12 protein-coding genes and 1 riboswitch are annotated in these 15424 nt (G+C 43.2%); all 12 genes read left to right on the top strand.

The features are described 5' to 3' along the window. Nucleotides 1-4 precede the first annotated feature (4 nt). Nucleotides 5-544 carry a CvpA family protein gene (locus tag I2484_RS01825; protein ID WP_207149324.1) on the top strand — a complete coding sequence of 180 codons (540 nt, stop codon included), beginning with the start codon at nt 5-7 and terminating at the stop codon, nt 542-544. 102 nt (nt 545-646) lie between these two features. After that, on the top strand, nt 647-2353 hold the full coding sequence (gene polX / locus I2484_RS01820; protein WP_207149323.1) for a DNA polymerase/3'-5' exonuclease PolX: 1707 nt from the start codon (nt 647-649) through the stop codon (nt 2351-2353). Between the two features lie 64 nt (nt 2354-2417). Next, nucleotides 2418-4727, top strand: coding sequence for an endonuclease MutS2 (locus tag I2484_RS01815; RefSeq protein WP_481886372.1), 2310 nt, complete (start codon nt 2418-2420; stop codon nt 4725-4727). 572 nt (nt 4728-5299) lie between these two features. After that, nucleotides 5300-5713 carry a DUF350 domain-containing protein gene (locus I2484_RS01810; protein WP_207149321.1) on the top strand — a complete coding sequence of 138 codons (414 nt, stop codon included), beginning with the start codon at nt 5300-5302 and terminating at the stop codon, nt 5711-5713. A 226-nt stretch (nt 5714-5939) separates the two neighbouring features. Continuing rightward, nucleotides 5940-7637 carry an AMP-binding protein gene (locus tag I2484_RS01805; RefSeq protein WP_207149320.1) on the top strand — a complete coding sequence of 566 codons (1698 nt, stop codon included), beginning with the start codon at nt 5940-5942 and terminating at the stop codon, nt 7635-7637. Between the two features lie 92 nt (nt 7638-7729). Then, a complete protein-coding gene (locus I2484_RS01800) occupies nt 7730-8311 on the top strand; it encodes a TetR/AcrR family transcriptional regulator (protein WP_207149319.1) in 582 nt (193 codons plus the stop codon). Nucleotides 8312-8628: 317 nt separating this feature from the next. Then, nucleotides 8629-9402: an enoyl-CoA hydratase gene (locus tag I2484_RS01795; protein WP_207149318.1), complete on the top strand. Its 774-nt coding sequence runs from the start codon at nt 8629-8631 to the stop codon at nt 9400-9402. Nucleotides 9403-9427: 25 nt separating this feature from the next. Continuing rightward, the gene (locus I2484_RS01790; protein ID WP_207149317.1) at nt 9428-10201 is read left to right on the top strand and encodes an electron transfer flavoprotein subunit beta/FixA family protein; all 774 of its coding nucleotides are present in this window, start codon (nt 9428-9430) and stop codon (nt 10199-10201) included. A 32-nt stretch (nt 10202-10233) separates the two neighbouring features. Continuing rightward, nucleotides 10234-11208 (top strand): electron transfer flavoprotein subunit alpha/FixB family protein, encoded by a 975-nt coding sequence (locus I2484_RS01785; protein ID WP_207149316.1) that lies wholly within the window; start codon nt 10234-10236, stop codon nt 11206-11208. A gap of 125 nt (nt 11209-11333) precedes the next feature. Beyond that, entirely contained in the window at nt 11334-11648 is a 315-nt protein-coding gene (trxA, locus tag I2484_RS01780) for a thioredoxin (protein ID WP_186670203.1), read from the top strand. A gap of 60 nt (nt 11649-11708) precedes the next feature. After that, nucleotides 11709-13502 (top strand): excinuclease ABC subunit UvrC, encoded by a 1794-nt coding sequence (gene uvrC, locus I2484_RS01775; RefSeq protein ID WP_207149315.1) that lies wholly within the window; start codon nt 11709-11711, stop codon nt 13500-13502. A gap of 51 nt (nt 13503-13553) precedes the next feature. Then, nucleotides 13554-13733, top strand: a riboswitch (Lysine riboswitch). A 90-nt stretch (nt 13734-13823) separates the two neighbouring features. After that, nucleotides 13824-15041, top strand: coding sequence for an aspartate kinase (locus I2484_RS01770; protein WP_207149314.1), 1218 nt, complete (start codon nt 13824-13826; stop codon nt 15039-15041). Nucleotides 15042-15424: the final 383 nt, after the last annotated feature.

Raw genomic sequence — 15424 nt, 5'->3', positions numbered from 1 at the left:
TTACATGCTTGATTTACTAATTATTTTCCTCCTATTCGGAGGACTCGTAACGGGATTCAGACGGGGACTCATTGTCCAAATTATACATATGACAGGATTCATCATCGCACTTGTTGTCGCTTATTCGTTCTATAAGCAACTAGCAGAATCATTTGTTCTTTGGGTTCCTTACCCAGGTGTTACAGCAGGTTCGAAATTATCCATGACAGTGGAACAACTGGATCTAGATGGGACGTTCTATCAACTACTGGCGTTTGTTTTGATATTTCTTGTCGTCAAATTCGGATTGCAGCTCATTGCATCTATGTTTGATTTCCTGAAGTATTTGCCCGTCCTCGGTTTCATAGCACGCATCACGGGGGCTTTGTTCGGATTTATCGAATTCTATATACTTATGTTCCTTGTTCTCTATCTGCTGGCTATGCTACCAATAGAGTTTATCCAAGACAAGATAAGTCATTCATTGTTGGCTAAGTCGATGTTTGAACATACGCCGGTGTTGTCAGAAACTGTTAAAAAATGGTGGTTCATCTATACAAACTGACGGCTTCCCCCCTTTTGGAGGGAGGCTTTTTTCTAGAATTGTCAAACTGCGGCGGCTGAAAGTAAAATGCCGCTTCCGTATTTCAGAACAGGAGGGCTATTAGTGAATAAAAAGACAATCATTCGCACGTTTGAAAAAATCGCTTTATACATGGAGTTACTTGGGGAAAACCATTTCAAAGTAGCTGCATTTAGAAAAGCTGCCAACGTACTTGAACTAGATCCACGAAGTTTAGCTGAGATGGATGATATTTTAAAGCTGAAAGGGATTGGCAAAGGCACTGGTGCTGTCATTACTGACTTGCTAGAAAAAGGAGAGTCTGATCTTCTAAAAGAATTGGAAGAAGCTGTGCCAAAAGGGCTTGTACCATTGTTGAAAATCCCGGGTCTTGGCGGCAAAAAAATCGCCAAACTGCGTGAGGCGATCGGCATCGATTCGGTGGAATCACTCCATGCGGCCTGCCTTGCAGGGGAAGTGAGTAAAGTCGCCGGTTTTGGCAAGAAAACGGAAGACAATATTTTGAGTGAAATAGAAATTTTAGGAACTCGGCAAGGGAAATTCCCATATTGGCAAATGGAAAAAGTCGTCACATTTGTTGAGCAGGAACTACGTCTGATTACGGAAATTAACCATTTTTCTGTCGCTGGAAGTTATCGGCGAACGGAAGAGGAAAGCAGTGATGTCGATTTCATCATTGTGACGGACGAGCCCGCAGTCGTTCGAGAAAAACTACTTGCGACTTTGCCGCTTGTCGCAACGATTGCGGCGGGGGATGCCAAACTGTCTGTAACGCTCGACTTGGAGGAGGCAATTGACGCCGATTTCCGTTTCGTGAAAGCAGAACAATTTGCAAGTGCCATCCATCATTTCACTGGCTCGAAAGACCATAACGTCAAGATGCGCCAGCTTGCGAAATCTAGAGGAATGAAAATAAGTGAATATGGAGTGGAGAATGAAGATGGTTCCGTTAAGACATTCGATTCGGAAGAACAATTTTTCGCACACTTCGGTTTGCCATTCATCCCGCCTGCGGTGCGAAGAAATGGCAGTGAAATCGATCGTGTCGATGAACTCGCCGGCTTGATAGCGCTCGAAGACATCCGTTCAGATCTTCATATGCATACAACATGGTCAGACGGAGCGTACACAATCCGTGAAATGGTTGAGGCCTGCCGTGCTAAAGGCTATTCCTATATGGTTATCACAGACCATACGCAGTATCTCAAAGTTGCGAACGGACTTACGCCTGAGCGTTTACGTGAACAAATCGCGGAAATCCGTACGTTAAATAAAGAATATGACGACATCGAAATCTTTTGCGGAACAGAAATGGACATTCTTCCTGACGCGACACTCGATTTTGATGATGAACTACTCAGCGAGCTAGATTTTGTCATCGCGTCTATTCACTCTAATTTTAGTCAATCACAGGAATTGATTATGGAAAGGCTTCATACGGCCATTAAAAATCCGCATGTCAATATGATTGCGCACCCAACAGGCCGCATAGTTGGTCAACGGGAAGGCTATAACCCTGATGTGCCTCAACTCATCCAATGGGCGAAGGAATATGGTAAAATACTTGAGTTGAATGCGAATCCATACCGGCTCGACCTTGCGACTGATCATCTTATCATGGCGCAAGAAGCTGGAGTTACAATTGCCATCAATACAGATGCACATGCAATCGATCAACTAAATTATATGACTACTGGTGTAAACTACGGTAAAAAAGCGTGGTTGAAAAAAGAGACGGTCGTTAATACGTGGCCGCTCGATAAATTTATCCGTGATATTGTGCGGAAGTGAGAGGAAGTGTAAGACATTGGAAAACCGTGTCTTAAAAACACTTGAGTTCGATAAAATCCGGGATATGGCAGCAACTCATTGCACATCATTCGCCGGTCGATCTTATATGGAGAAATTAGTACCTGTCAGCGATTTTGACGAAGTTGTAAAACTGCTTGAAGAAACGGACGAAGGGTTATCAATACTTCGCGTCCGTGGAAATGTGCCAATGGGCGGGATCAGTGATATTAGACCCCATGCTAAACGAGCACAAATGGGTGGCATGCTAAGTGCATATGAACTGATGGAAACGGCTAACACAATCCGTGCAAGTCGGAATCTACGTCAATTCATCGAAGCAATTGTGGCAGATGAAGATATTGAAATCCCACATTTCATTGCGAAAAAAGATGGCATCCCGATTTTGACGGGCTTGGAACACGAAATAAATGCATGCATCGATGACAACGCGCATGTTGTAGACAGCGCATCAGGGTCGCTGCGAACAATTCGGCAAGGAATGCGAATGCAGGAAGGCCGTGTTCGAGAGAAGCTGGAAAGTTATACACGTGGGAAAAACGCCGCAACAATGTTGTCCGACGCGATTGTTACTATCCGGAATGACCGTTATGTGATTCCTGTAAAGTCAGAGTACCGTTCGCATTACCGTGGTGTTATTCACGATATGTCATCGTCTGGTCAAACGCTTTTCATCGAGCCGGATGCAGTTGTTCAAGCGAATAATGAAATTAGAAGATTAAAACTGCAGGAACAGGAAGAAATCGAGAAAATCCTTATCGACCTATCTTCAAAAGTGCAGGAAGTCGCACATGATCTATTCACACTTGTTGCGATATTATCTGAAATTGACGTTATCCTTGCTAAAGCGAAATTTGGGAAAGCACATAAATGTACGAAACCGGAAGTGAACAATAAAGGATATATTCGTCTATCGAAAGCAAGACATCCCTTGCTATCGATGGAAGAAGCAGTTGCGAATACAATTGAATTCGGTAAAGATATTACAACAATCGTTATTACTGGACCCAATACGGGTGGGAAGACGGTCACGTTGAAAACGGTAGGGCTATGCACGCTGATGGCGCAGGCAGGGCTTCCTATTCCAGCACTCGATGGTTCTGAAGTTGCAGTGTTCGATTCGGTCTATGCAGATATCGGGGACGAGCAGTCAATTGAGCAAAGTCTTAGTACATTTTCCTCACATATGGTGAACATCGTCGATATTTTAGAAAAATATGATGACCGTTCTCTTATTATATTCGATGAGCTCGGTTCAGGTACAGATCCACAAGAAGGGGCGGCACTTGCCATTTCAATTCTGGATGAAGTGCATGGACGTGGTGCAAGAGTTATGGCAACAACCCATTATCCAGAGTTGAAAGCATATGGCTATAATCGTCCGGGCGTTGCCAATGCCAGCGTTGAATTTGATGTTGACACGCTAAGCCCGACATACCGTTTGTTAATAGGCGTTCCAGGGCGCAGTAATGCGTTTGAAATTTCAAAGCGTCTAGGATTGCAGGACAGGGTCATTAATCGAGCTAAAAAATTCACTGGCACAGATCGCGGTGAAGTCGATTCAATGATCCTGTCTCTCGAGACAAGTCGTGTTCAATCAGAAAAAGATGCAGAAGAAACGCATGACATCTTACTGGAAACAGATCGATTGAAACGTGAATTGGAAGCAAAGCTTGCCGAGTTCGAGAACAAGAAAGAACGTATGGAAGAAAAAGCGAAAGAAAAAGCGAGGAAAATCATCGAAGATGCGAAGCGTGAATCGGAAACTATCATTTCAGATTTACGTGCAATGCGCCTGAATGTGGGTGCTAACGTAAAAGAGCACGAATTGATTGAAGCTCGTAAACGTCTTGAAGGTGCTGCCCCTGCTGAAGAGAAGAAGAAGGCAGTTAAAGCGAAGGCAGCGCCAAGGGCCCTTCAAATAGGTGACGAAGTGAAAGTGCTTAGTTACGGTCAAAAAGGGACGCTCATTGATAAAGTTTCAGATAATGAATGGATTGTCCAAATTGGTATCTTGAAGATGAAGCTTGATCAATCAGGACTGGAATTTGTTAAACCAGAAAAAGAGAAAAAACAGTATATATCAACTTCAGTAGCGGGACGGGATACAAACATCAAAATGGAACTCGACCTGCGTGGAGAGCGCTATGAAGATGCAATCTTCCGCACAGAGAAATATTTGGACGATGCGCTTCTATCGAATTATCACCAAGTGTCAATTATTCACGGCAAAGGTACCGGAGCATTAAGGCAAGGTATCCAGCAATTTTTGAAAAATCACAGCCGCGTGAAAACGTACCGATTCGGTGAAGCTGGTGAAGGCGGACACGGCGTTACTGTTGTCGAATTGAAATAGTTCAACTGTATAGTAGGCCCTTAACAAATAGAATGTTCTTCCAACACCGCTTAGTCGCTTGGTGCTGGCCTTACGCAATAAGCACGTCAGAAGATCACTGGAGAGGGATTGAACTGCATCCCTCCTAGGTCTTATTGCTTCGGCATCCGCAGGATGCGGGTGTGCAGCCTTTGCCGCAGGACGCGGCGATATTGGGCTGCCTTTCATTAGTGTCGCTCCTTCGCTAGATTTGTTCGTTATACAGGTTAGGTATACCACCTAGTTAATTCTAAATAAGTAGTGCTGAATATATAGTTTAAGTTAAACAAATGTATACCTATAAAAACCCAGCGTAGGCGCATTACAGGGGTAGCCGAAGCCCTAAGACCGGTGGCGCAGCTACCTGGCTTAGGGCGGGAGGCATCCCCTAGCGCCGAAGAGGATTGAAAGGAATCTTTATTTCAACTTACGGGGTGGAAAAGATTCTCTCGAAGTTTCATGCAATGATAAAAAAGTATATACCCATTTTTGAAACCTTTTACGTACTCATCCGTATAGGTAGGAATGACCAAACGTAAAAGGAGTCGAATGCTATGAGTCAAACCGGGTTTTGGAACCATCCATTAGTAGAATCAGCAGGTTACTTTAGCGTAGTCGTACTTTGTCTTATCGTTTCGATGGTACTTTTTGAGCTCGTAACGAAATATAAGAACTGGGAAGAAATCCGAAAAGGAAATTTTTCGGTCGCACTGGCGACAGGTGGGAAAATATTCGGGGTAGCAAACATTTTTCGATACTCAATCGAGCAGCATAATTCATTGCCTCAAATGATCGGCTGGGGTTTGTTCGGATTTATCCTGCTTATTTTCGCCTATCTGTTGTTTGAATTCCTTACGCCTAAATTCAATATTGATAAGGAAATTGAAGCAGATAATCGCGCTGTCGGTTTCATATCTTTGACGATATCAGTGGGGCTTTCATTCGTAATAGGAGCAAGTATTTCATAAGGGTTGTGAAGTTATGGAGAAATTAGCTAAGATATTACTCGTTGTCTGCGTAGTTTTTATCGCAGTAGGTATTTATTGGATGATAGCAAATACACCTTAACCAGTTTATTCTGGTTAAGGTTTTTTTAGGTAAATTAAAATTCTATTTGAAACCTGCATCACTTACCTCTATAATTAAGATTAGGAATATTCAAAGAATTAAAGAGGGGAAAGAGGGGGGCTTTTTATGACAATGAAACCTTGGCTGGACTTGTATCCCGCTGAAATTTCAAAGACACTTGACTATGAACACATTCCTATTCAGGAATTCCTGACAAGATCCAGCAAGAAATATCCTGACAAGACCGCTATGCATTTTCTGGGAAAAGACATCTCGTTTAAAGAGTTTCATGAATCATCTTTAAAATTCGCAAACTATTTGACATCAATCGGAATTGTAAAAGGTGACCGGGTTGCAATAATGCTTCCAAACTGTCCACAAGGGGCAATTGCCTACTATGGAACTTTGTATGTTGGCGCAATCGTCGTTCAAACGAATCCTCTTTATACGGAGCGTGAAGTGGCTTATCAAATGGTCGATTCTGGGGCGAAAGCAATCATTTCACTCGACATTCTATTTCCGCGAATCTCGAAGATCGTTAAAGACACGAAACTAGAGCATGTAATAATAACAGGAATAAAAGACTATCTGCCGTTTCCTAAGAATCTTATCTATCCATTCATTCAGAAAAAAGAACACGGGATTACAGTAAAAGTTGAGCACCGCGGGATGAATCATTTATTTACTGAAATTATGAAAATCGCAAAATCAGATCCGGTTAGTTATGATTTTGATTACGATGAAGATATTGCGTTGCTGCAATATACTGGTGGCACAACGGGTTCTCCAAAAGGGGTCATGTTGACGCACGCGAATCTAATTTCTAACGTTAAAATGTGTGGCGAATGGTTGTATAAGTGTAAAGAAGGCGAAGAAACAGTCATGGGTATTTTGCCATTCTTCCATGTATATGGAATGACTACGGTATTAATTCTTTCTGTCATGCAGGGGAACAGAATGGTACTTATCCCTAAGTTTGATTTTGGAACGGCTTTGAAGGCAATTGACAAACAAAAGCCAACCTTATTCCCAGGAGCACCTACTATCTATATTGGACTATTAAATCATCCTGATTTGAAGAAATATGATCTATCATCCATAAAAGCATGTATTAGTGGTTCTGCCGCATTACCGGTCGAAGTGCAAGAGAAATTCGAGAGAGTCACTGGTGGGAAACTCGTCGAAGGATACGGACTTACGGAAACGTCTCCAGTTACCCATTCAAACTTCGTGTGGGCAGACAAACGAGTTAAAGGATCAATTGGTGTTCCATGGCCAGATACTGATTCTTGCATACTTGGTCCTGAGTCATCGGAACCGCTGGCGAATGGAGAAATCGGTGAAATTGCGGTGAAAGGCCCTCAAGTGATGAAGGGTTATTGGAATAGACCTGAAGATACAGAACAGACTTTACGCGATGGCTGGTTTTTAACCGGGGATCTCGGATATATGGACGACGAGGGTTATTTCTATGTGGTTGATCGGAAAAAAGATATAATTATTGCAAGCGGTTTCAATATTTATCCGCGGGAGATTGAAGAGGTTCTTTATGAACACGAAGCGATACAGGAATGTATTATTGCGGGTATCCCAGATCCGTACAGAGGGGAAACTGTTAAAGCCTATATTGTCTTAAAACAAGGAGCTACTGTAACGGAAGCTGAGCTTGATAAGTATTGTAGAGAGAACTTAGCATCGTTTAAAGTGCCTCGACTTTATGAATTCCGTAAAGAGTTGCCGAAAACAGCTGTCGGTAAAATTTTACGCCGTGCATTGATTGATGAAGAAAAAAAGAAAGCCGAAAAGGAATTACTTCCACTGTGATGTAATGCTTGACATAGCGGCCGTTAACAACTAATATGAAAATATGAATGAATCATCATTCATATTTTCTTTTTTGGTGGTGATATATAGATATGAAACGAGATAGACCAAAATATAAGCAAATAGTCGATGCAGCAGTCATTGTCATTGCTGAGAACGGATACCATCAGGCCCAGGTTTCGAAGATCGCAAAAGAAGCGGGCGTTGCTGACGGGACAATCTATCTTTACTTCAAAAATAAAGAAGATATCCTGATATCTGTTTTTAGAGAAAAAATGGCGATTTTCGTCAATAACGTCGAAATTATATTGAAACAGGATATTGATACATCTGAAAAACTGTTCAGACTAATTGACAGTCATTTCCGCATTTTGCATGAAGATCGTCACTTGGCAATCGTTACGCAACTCGAACTGCGTCAATCGAATAAAGAATTACGTCTTCGAATTAACGAAGTATTAAAAGAATATTTAACGCTCCTGGATGCAATTCTGAAAGAGGGAATCGTGAATGGGGCGCTAGACGAAGGCCTTGATATCCGACTTGCTAGACAAATGGTATTTGGCACAATTGACGAAACAATCACTTCATGGGTGATGAATGATCAAAAATATGATTTAATGAAACTATCACCCGAAGTACATAGGCTGATTATGAATGGAATGAAAGCTTAACTTGAAGAGTAAGAACGAATAAGTTTTTCAACCTGGAGCAGTGTCTAGACACCAGGCGCCAATCACTCGGGTCATAAGTCATTTTGCTGTGGGGGCTGAAGTACGCCTCCTCGTGCCTACAGGAAGTAGGTATGCAGTCGTTGCGACAGGACGTCGCGCACTTAGACTGCCTTCCTTTTCACTTATGCCTGTCGGGGCTTGACGGCGCCTTGCACTTTTCTTAATTCAAGTTAAACAGCCTCCGACGGATGTCACAATTCAAAATTTGGACGCAAATACGCCAAGGCGTATTTGATAGAAAGTGGGGATGGGGAGAAATGGAGTTTCTTACAGTAGCAATTGACGATGGGGTAGCTGTTGCGACAATTAACAGGCCTCCCGCGAATGCGCTTTCACGCGCACTCATACTGGAAGTGGATGCATTACTTGATCAAGTGGAGAACGACGATTCTGTTCGGGTCATTGTCTTTCACGGGCAAGGCAAATTTTTCTCGGCTGGAGCAGATATTAAAGAATTTACATCTGTCACTTCAGGCGAGGAATTTTCGAAACTTTCCGCAAGCGGACAAGAAGTTTTTGAACGTCTTGAACGTTTCTCTAAACCGGTTATTGCCGCAATTCATGGCGCGGCACTGGGCGGTGGGCTTGAACTAGCGATGGCTTGTCATATGCGGATTGTAACTGAAAACGCGAAACTTGGATTGCCGGAATTGCAATTAGGTCTAATCCCTGGTTTTGCTGGGTCACAGCGTCTTCCGCGATACGTCGGGATGCCGAAAGCAGCGGAGATGTTATTAACCAGTGATCCAATCAGTGGAGTAGAAGCAGCCCGTCTAGGACTTGCCAATCATGCTTACACAGATGAAGAACTCCTGCCTAAAACAATGGAGCTCGCTAAGAAAATTGCTAAGAAGGGTCCTGTCGCAGTGAAAGCTGCACTAGAGATGCTGCAATATACCAAACACCCTTCTTATTATGAAGGCGTGAAAGCGGAAGCTGATTCATTTGGTGAAGTTTTCGTCTCTGAGGATGCAAAAGAAGGAATCCAAGCATTCCTTGAAAAGCGTGTACCTGTATTTAAAGGGAAATAATTAAAAAGTTGGGGAGGTCTGCAATATGAATATTTATGTACTAGTAAAACGGACATTTGATACAGAGGAAAAGATCACGGTTTCTAACGGTAAAATTTCTGAGGATGGTGCGGAATTCATCATCAATCCTTATGACGAATATGCAATTGAAGAAGCTATTCAGGTACGCGACGCAAATGATGGTGAAGTAACTGTTATTACAATCGGTGGAGAAGATGCGGAAAAACAACTACGCACAGCGCTTGCAATGGGTGCGGACAAAGCAGTTCTTATCGATACTGAAGATGACCTTGATGAAATGGATGAATTCACATCCGCTAAAATTATCGCTGAGTATTTGAAAGATAAAGAAGTAGATTTGATTCTTGCGGGCAACGTTGCAATTGATGGTGGTTCTGGACAAGTTGGTCCGCGTGTGGCTGAACTTCTAGGCATTAACTACGTAACGACAATTACGAACCTTGAAATCAGCGGTACATCCGTCAAAATCATTCGTGACGTTGAGGGAGATTCTGAAACAATCGAAACGTCACTGCCGTTACTAGTGACTGCTCAGCAAGGCCTTAACGAACCACGCTACCCATCACTTCCAGGCATCATGAAAGCGAAGAAAAAACCGCTTGAAAAGCTTGAACTGGATGATCTTGACCTAGAAGAAGATGACGTAGAAGCGAAAACACAAACAATCGAAATTTACCTACCGCCGCAAAAAGCTGCCGGACGTATTCTTGAAGGCGATATTGCTAATCAAGTGAATGAACTTGTAAATCTGCTTAAAAATGAAGCTAAAGTAATCTAATCAGACTTTTAATTGTAATGGAGGGACTATAGATGTCTAAAAAAGTAGTAGTACTTGGAGAAGCACGAGAAGGGGCATTGCGTAACGTTTCATTCGAAGCGATTGCAGCTGCTAAAAAGATTTCGGGAGGCGGAGAGGTTGTCGGCGTATTGCTCGGCGATGCTGTTCAGTCACTTGCAGAAGAAATGATTCATTACGGAGCAGACCGTGTCGTTACTGTGGAACATCCACATTTGAAACTATATACATCTGATGCATTCAGCCAAGCGTTCATGGCCGTTTACGAACAGGAAAAACCGGAAGCTATTGTGTTCGGTCACACAGCTTTAGGGAAAGATCTGTCACCTAAGATTGCTAGTAAACTAGCATCAGGTTTAATCTCTGATGTAACTGCTATTGAAGGCGAAGGGGATGCTGCGGTATTCATCCGTCCAATCTTCTCTGGTAAAGCCTTCGAAAAAGTGAAGAACAAAGACGGACTTCTATTCATTACAGTACGTCCGAATAACATTGCACCTTTAGAGCACGACGCAGGTCGAACAGGAGAAGTAGCTGCACTATCTGTTGATGTTACAAATCTTCGTACAATCATCTCGGAAGTTATTCGAAAATCGACAGAGGGTGTCGATCTATCAGAAGCGAAAGTTGTTGTTGCAGGGGGCCGCGGCGTGAAAAGCGCGGAAGGCTTCGAACCATTGCAAGAACTGGCGACACTTTTAGGTGGAGCAATCGGTGCGTCTCGTGGAGCATGTGACGCGGATTACTGTGACTATTCTCTACAAATCGGACAAACTGGTAAAGTTGTTACACCGGACTTGTACATTGCTGCAGGTATCTCGGGTGCAATCCAGCACATGGCAGGAATGTCCAATTCGAAAGTAATCGTGGCAATTAATAAAGATTCAGAAGCGAATATTTTCAAAGTAGCAGATTACGGAATTGTTGGTGACCTATTCGAGGTTATTCCGATGATGATTGAAGAAATTAAAAAAATCAAGACGAACTAATTCAAATTGGAGCTCCCTTAACAGTGGGGAGCTTCTTTCAATAACTAAGCATATATTTAGCCCGTAATATAGCTGCATGCTATAATACAGACATAGGTTATCTATTAAGAGGAGGAAAAATTATTATGGCTATTATTCACGCGACTGATCAGAACTTTGACGAAAACATTAAAGAAGGACTTGTCCTTGTTGACTTTTGGGCACCTTGGTGTGGACCTTGTAAAATGATCGCTCCAGTTCTTGAAGAACTAGACGGCGAAATCGAAGGTAAAGCAAACATTGTTAAAGTTGACGTTGATGACAACCAGGAAACAGCTGGTAAATACGGTATCATGTCAATCCCTACTTTGGTTCTTTTCAAAGATGGAGAAATTGTTGACAAAGTTGTCGGTTTCAAACCGAAAGAAGCACTTGCTGAATTGATTGCAAAACACGCTTAATTATTTGAAAGAATAACCGGGTCCCTTCATTGGTACCCGGTTTTTTGGTAGGTGAATTATGTGAATGAGTTAATCGTAGAGAAGTTGGCTATATTACCGGAGTTGCCGGGTTGTTACTTGATGAAAGACAGGCAAGGGACAATCATTTATGTGGGAAAAGCGAAAGTGTTGAAAAATCGGGTTCGTAGTTATTTTACGGGTAGCCATGATGCTAAAACACAGCGGCTTGTTGGAGAAATCGTCGACTTTGAATACATTGTCACGTCATCCAATCTGGAAGCGCTTGTCCTCGAGTTGAATCTAATCAAACAGTATGATCCGAAATATAACATCATGCTAAAAGATGATAAGACCTACCCTTATTTAAAGTTAACGGCAGAGCGTCATCCGAAACTGATCATTACGAGACAGGTGAAAAAAGACAAAGGGAAGTACTTTGGTCCATATCCTCATGCTTTTGCCGCCAATGAAACGAAAAAATTGCTTGACCGGCTCTATCCTTATCGAAAATGTCATACAATGCCGGATCGGGTCTGCTTGTATTACCATCTTGGCCAGTGCCTCGCCCCTTGTGTCAATGAAGTGGAGTTGGAAACGTACAGGGAAATGGTTGATGATATTACCCGCTTTTTGAATGGCGGTTATAAAAGTGTGAAAAGAGAATTGACGGGAAAAATGTCTGCGGCCGCGGAAAACTTGGAGTTTGAGCGAGCGAAAGAATACCGTGATCAGATTGTTAATATTGAAGCGGTTATGGAAAAACAGGCGATGACGATGAATGATTTCACTGATCGTGATGTCTTCGGATTTGCTGTAGACAATGGCTGGATGTGTGTTCAAGTCTTTTTTGTCCGTCAAGGAAAATTAATTGAACGGGATGTATCGCTATTCCCTGTTTATCAAGAACCGGAAGAAGAACTGCTGACGTTCATCGGACAGTTTTACGGCAAGTCTCAACATCTAATCCCTAAAGAAATCCTGTTACCTCAAGGGATTGACAGTGAAATCGTCCGTCAACTTCTGGATGTACCTGTATTCATTCCGCAGCGCGGTAAAAAGAAAGATCTTGTCCATCTTGCCATCAAGAATGCCGAGATTTCATTGAAAGAAAAGTTTCAACTAATTGAACGACAAGAACTCCGTACAATTGGTGCGTGTGAAGAACTTGGTAAGGCGATGAATATCACCATACCGTTCCGAATTGAAGCATTTGATAACTCGCATATGTATGGTTCAGATGCCGTCTCTGCGATGGTGTCATTCCTTGACGGGAAACCGAACCGTAAAGACTATCGAAAGTATAAGACGATGACTGCAGCAGCGCATGACGACTACGCGGCAATGCGAGAAGTTGTAAGGCGTCGTTATATCCGTGTGCTCAGAGATGACTTGCCATTACCTGACCTTATCGTTATTGATGGCGGCAAAGGGCATATGGAAGCGGCTAGGGAAATCATTGAAGATGAGCTAAACTTGTCGATTCCAATTGCTGGACTTGCGAAAGACGATAAACACCAGACGGCGCAACTCCTTTATGGCAATCCGATTGAAATGATCCCATTAAAGAGAACGAGTGAAGCGTTTTACTTGTTACAGCGAATTCAAGACGAAGTGCACAGGTTTGCAATCACATTCCATAGACAACGGCGAGAAACGAATTCATTGACGTCAGCACTTGATGGATTACCAGGCGTTGGACCGAAGCGGAAAACGTTGTTGCTTAGACATTTTGAGTCTATGAAAAAGATTCGTGAAGCTTCTGTTGAAGAGTTGCAACAAGCGGGCTTACCGTTGGCGATTGCGCAATCAGTGGAAACATATTTCCGTGAGGAGACATTGCGAGAAGAGAAGTAATGTGATAAAGTGAACGCACTGCGTTATTTTTCACTAAAAAATTATATAAGTAGTGAAGATAGAGGTGCGGATATCAATAGTAAATCTCCGGAAGGCGGCAGCCTGATGAACGAGATTGAAAGGAGTATTCGCCGAAGCGGACCAATCGGCTGTCACGATTGTCCTGCTGGATTTCCATTGAATAAATGGGAGTCTGTCAGGTATAAAAATACCTGGAGAGCTATCTGAACGGGGCGTCTCTTCAGCGAGCGCTCCAATCAGACCGGCTCTCATACTTATGAGGGCCGTTTTTGCGTTCAGGGGGAAATTGGAGGGAAAATCATGGTACGAATTGTAATGAAATTCGGCGGCACATCAGTTGCGAACCCCGAAAGGATTGCACGCGCCGCAAAGCTTGTTCAAGGTGAAGTAAATCGGGGGAATCAAGTGGCGGTTATCGTCTCTGCAATGGGGAAAACAACGGACGATCTACTAAAGCTCGCCGTGGAAGTTAATCCGAAAGCGGGGCGCCGTGAACTTGATATGCTGCTTGCGACAGGCGAGCAAGTAACAGCTTCCCTTCTAGCGATGGCAATTGCAGCAGAAGGCTTAGAAGCTCGCTCATACACGGGGTGGCAAGCGGGTGTCACGACAGAATCAGTTCACGGCAATGCGCGAATCGAGCAAGTCCATGCAGATAAAATTGTGACGACGCTTGAATCGGGTGCTGTTGCAGTGATTACCGGCTTTCAAGGTGCTGACAGCTCGGGTGAGTTGACGACGCTAGGTCGTGGGGGATCTGATACAAGTGCTGTCGCAATTGCAATTGCAATTGATGCGGCAATCTGTGATATTTACACAGATGTTGAAGGGGTATTTACGACGGATCCAAGATTAATTCGACAAGCGAAGATGCTTAAGGAAATATCATATGATGAAATGCTTGAAATCGCGAATTTGGGCGCAGGGGTACTTCACCCAAGAGCGGTTGAGTTTGCCAAGAACCATCAAATGCCGCTTCGGGTCAGACCTGCGCATATGGAAGGTGAAGGAACGATTATCAAGGAGGAAATTGATTTGGAAAATAATTTAATTGTGCGGGGCATCGCCTTTGAAAGGGATATCATTCGGATTACAGTTATGTATGATGTTCCATACAATGGCTCGCTTGCGAATATATTCACTGCACTTGCGAATCACCATGTTAACGTCGATATTATCGTCCAGACAATTATGGAAGGCGTACAGCCGTCTGTTTCATTTTCTATCAAGAAAGAAGATTTCGCAGAAGCGATTAACGTTTTGGAAACAGAAAAAGAAGCCCTTGGATACAGTAGAGCTGATTTTGAAGTGGGTCTTGCGAAAGTTTCAATCGTTGGAAGTGGAATGGTATCCAACCCAGGAGTTGCTGCGCAAATGTTTGAGATACTTCGTGGCGCATCGGTTCCTGTGAAAATGGTCAGTACGTCTGAAATCAAGGTATCCGTTGTAATTCCTGAATCGGATATGGAAATAGCGGTAGCGGCGCTTCATAAACAATTCGGATTAGATGCAAATTGAAATGATTTATAGAGAAAGAAGATGCACCCAATTAGGGATTGCATCTTCTTTTTCTAAAGATAAGAAAGTATAAGTTATTGACCTTGACGGTGTCTAGACTCCAGCGCCTAGCCCCTGGGCCCACACGAAGTGGGTCATGCAGCGGAGAGGGATTGAACTCCATCCCTCTTTGTTGCGACAGGACGTCGCGATCTTAGGCTGCCTTCCTCTGTCGCTTCAGTCCTTAAGTTAAAGGCAAAGTGCGCCTTTCTCTTAAGGCCTCCCAGCGCTTGTCGGGTCTACCAAGGCGCTTCCGCTTTTCTTTATTGTCTAGACTCCAGCGCCTAGCCCCTCGAGTCGCTTCAGTCCTTAAGTTAAAGGCAAAGTGCGCCTTTCTCTTAAGG

It is taken from the genome of Sporosarcina sp. E16_8, from assembly GCF_017347095.1.
In the GTDB taxonomy this organism is placed as follows: Bacteria; Bacillota; Bacilli; order Bacillales_A; family Planococcaceae; genus Sporosarcina.
Note: the sequence above shows the minus strand (reverse complement) of the source record. Positions and strands in the feature narration are given on the sequence as shown.

Excerpts from the sequence above, each read along its gene's own strand:
- I2484_RS01815 (WP_481886372.1), top strand. The coding sequence starts at position 2,418 with ATGGCAGCAACTCATTGCACATCATTCGCCGGTCGATCTTATATGGAG.
- trxA (WP_186670203.1), top strand. The coding sequence starts at position 11,334 with ATGGCTATTATTCACGCGACTGATCAGAACTTTGACGAAAACATTAAA.
- I2484_RS01810 (WP_207149321.1), top strand. The coding sequence starts at position 5,300 with ATGAGTCAAACCGGGTTTTGGAACCATCCATTAGTAGAATCAGCAGGT.
- I2484_RS01805 (WP_207149320.1), top strand. The coding sequence starts at position 5,940 with ATGACAATGAAACCTTGGCTGGACTTGTATCCCGCTGAAATTTCAAAG.
- I2484_RS01785 (WP_207149316.1), top strand. The coding sequence starts at position 10,234 with ATGTCTAAAAAAGTAGTAGTACTTGGAGAAGCACGAGAAGGGGCATTG.
- I2484_RS01800 (WP_207149319.1), top strand. The coding sequence starts at position 7,730 with ATGAAACGAGATAGACCAAAATATAAGCAAATAGTCGATGCAGCAGTC.
- I2484_RS01790 (WP_207149317.1), top strand. The coding sequence starts at position 9,428 with ATGAATATTTATGTACTAGTAAAACGGACATTTGATACAGAGGAAAAG.
- I2484_RS01795 (WP_207149318.1), top strand. The coding sequence starts at position 8,629 with ATGGAGTTTCTTACAGTAGCAATTGACGATGGGGTAGCTGTTGCGACA.
- I2484_RS01825 (WP_207149324.1), top strand. The coding sequence starts at position 5 with ATGCTTGATTTACTAATTATTTTCCTCCTATTCGGAGGACTCGTAACG.
- I2484_RS01770 (WP_207149314.1), top strand. The coding sequence starts at position 13,824 with ATGGTACGAATTGTAATGAAATTCGGCGGCACATCAGTTGCGAACCCC.